The following is a 2,583-nucleotide window of genomic DNA, read 5'->3' as shown; positions in this document are numbered from 1 at the left end:
AGTAATATCAGCCTGAAGACAGCAGTCTTTATAGCCCCCCAACCCCCAATTCTGGGGGAGCATGAACTTAAAGTTACCCATCTGCTACTCTTGTGTAAAGAAATATTAATTTCGCCAACGGTATCAATTTTGGGGGGAAATGATGTCAAAGTCCCCCTAGGGAGGGATTGCTCGCTAGGGGGATTTAGGGGGCAAATGCGTAAGTCCTGTTGTCGCAAAGTGCTCCCGCAGCAAATCGTGGATGAATCGATAGCGTCCACCCACTTGCTTGATCAAGCGGCGTTCTGTGGCATAGCTCAGGAAATCGGCGTAATTCCAGGGGATTGAACCACTGCGCCAGAGAATGAGGCGGAGGACGAAGTGCTGAATGACTGGTAAGCCAGCAAATAAAAAGCCCAAGAACATTGCGATCCAACAAGCAAGCAATAACGTGCTTAGTAGTTCAACATTGATTCCCAAGACTAAATTTGGTAATACAGACAGCAAGAAAGTTACAGGAAAACTAATTAAACTAAGAATAACGGTATTTTTAGCGGATTCTTTAATGCCCTGATTGGGTTTATTTCTGGTTTTTAGTTCTTCTCCACTCAGCCCCTCAATTAGCCCGTCAATCAGCACATTAATTAGCCCAGTAATTAGCACTAAGATTAGCACAATTAGTCCTATGGCAAGCGCAAAAATTAGCGCTGTCATAGAATAATCCCATACAATTATCACAAATAATCCACAAAATATCCCAATTAATACTCCAGTAATCAGCATTTTTTTAATATACAAAAAGGTTATATTTTCTATGATTTTTTTAGTTATTTTTTTTGATGAAAACTTTATCAATTCATAGGGCTTTATATGATTATGCCGGTTTATATTAAAAATTCTAGTTGATATAATACTTACAATTAGCTTATACAACCACTTTTCTCGGGAATTATTCAAAATATCAGGCTGCATTTTTTCAATCAAAAACTCGGTTTGTTTTTGCTCCTTCAATCGTTTAGCAAGCCAGGCTAACCAGCGCCTGGTCTCCTCTTCTGAATAACCTCGACTGTTATGCTTTTCCTTTAGTTTACAGTCAATGTAATTCTTAAATAACGTTTTACGGCATTCGTTCTGATAGTCTTCCTTTGCTTTAGGATCCTTAAAATCTCTCTCTACTCGCTTCAAGCCATCGGGATAAGCAACGGGAATCAAATGCAATAGTAAGGGCATTCTGGCTAACTCTAGCAATCCCTCTGAATCTTGCTGAATTCCTGGCCAGAGGTGGCGACAGTCTAAGCCCTTTAAATAATTTTTTATCTGCTGATCGCTCAAAGGTTGCAGACAGACTGCTCCCCGCATCTCCAGAATTTGCTCACCAGCAAGGTATTCTTCTTCACGACAGCAGACCACAATTTGAGGAACATCTTTGAGAAACTGATTTAATTGCTGAACACATAACCTCTGCCGCTCTAAGCCCAACTCATCCAAACCATCCAGAAGAGGTAACAACTGACCGCTGCTAATCCACTCCTGAGTAATGGCTTCGGGGAGATGATAACGAGACTTTAAATTAGCTGCTAACCATTCAGCAATGGGCTGCTTGTCATCTTTCCAATCAGAAAGTTCAGCTATAATTGGAATAGGTTGGTATGGCTGCTGCTGAGCACCTGTAATTAAATCCTTGGCCAAATCCAACAGCATGGTGGTTTTTCCAGAACCGGGCGCACCGAGAATCAACAGTTTCCCAGCAATATCTTCTTGGTTAAATACCTCAATAACCTTTTGACCTGGTTGAGAGTCTGTAGTTACTCGACGAAACTTGGGCAACCGTTTCCACCATGGAGGAGAATTGCTAGGATTGACAGTAATTTTTTCTCGACGACCCACTTGCTCCCTTTGGTCTGCCATTACCAACTGAATCAAGTGGTCATTGTGCAGGGAGTCATCAAGGCGCATGTTAACCTCAGCTGCCATTGCTCCCAGCAAATCCCTGCGCCATCGCTGTAACTTTGCCTGTGGAATCTGTCTAGGGATTTGAGTTTGGTTTACTGAGCTAGTTTTGAACAAATACCCAATTGTAGGTAAGGCGAAGAGGCAACCAATACCTAAAATCCAGTAGACTTGTTGGAACCACTCGCTATTCTGTTGTGTGGATGGTTTAAAAACTAAATTTACTCCTACAAGAACTAAGACTCCATAAATTGTGCATAGAACAATTACTATTATTCTCCGAAGGGGAGTTTTTTGCTGCTCAAAGCGATTGCTTAAAAGTGTGCCAAGATAGGGAAGTAGTGCTAGTTCTACAACGAGTGGTATTTGAAGGACTTTGGGATTGGTCAGAAGTTCAGCAAGGTTCATCTCTGAAGTGACCTCTGTTTTATCACTCTCTGAAATTTTAACGAATTGGCGTAGATAGAGCCAATAATATAGCAATTATTTTGCCATGAGGGACAAAGAGATCCCCCTAAATCCCCCTAGATCAGTGCGCAGAAAGCCGTCGGTAAACCACTGCACCCAATAGGGAAACAGCAGGGTAGATTTCTCGGAATAGATGGTTTTCCCCTCTTTTTTGCGAAACAAAACAGCAAGGTCTTCGAGAGGGGG

The 2,583-nt window shown here is 41.9% G+C and carries 1 protein-coding gene; it reads right to left on the bottom strand.

The window, feature by feature from the left end; genetic code table 11:
• Window positions 1-174: 174 nt before the first annotated feature.
• A complete protein-coding gene (locus tag F6J99_RS44005; protein ID WP_293123492.1) occupies window positions 175-2,337 on the bottom strand; it encodes an NACHT domain-containing protein in 2,163 nt (720 codons plus the stop codon).
• Between the last annotated feature and the right edge of the window lie 246 nt (window positions 2,338-2,583).

Origin of the sequence: Moorena sp. SIO4G3, from assembly GCF_010692305.1 — a bacterium.
Lineage (GTDB): Bacteria > Cyanobacteriota > Cyanobacteriia > Cyanobacteriales > Coleofasciculaceae > Moorena > Moorena producens_A.
The sequence above is the reverse complement of the archived record's forward strand: the minus strand, read 5'-3'. Positions and strand labels throughout refer to the sequence as shown.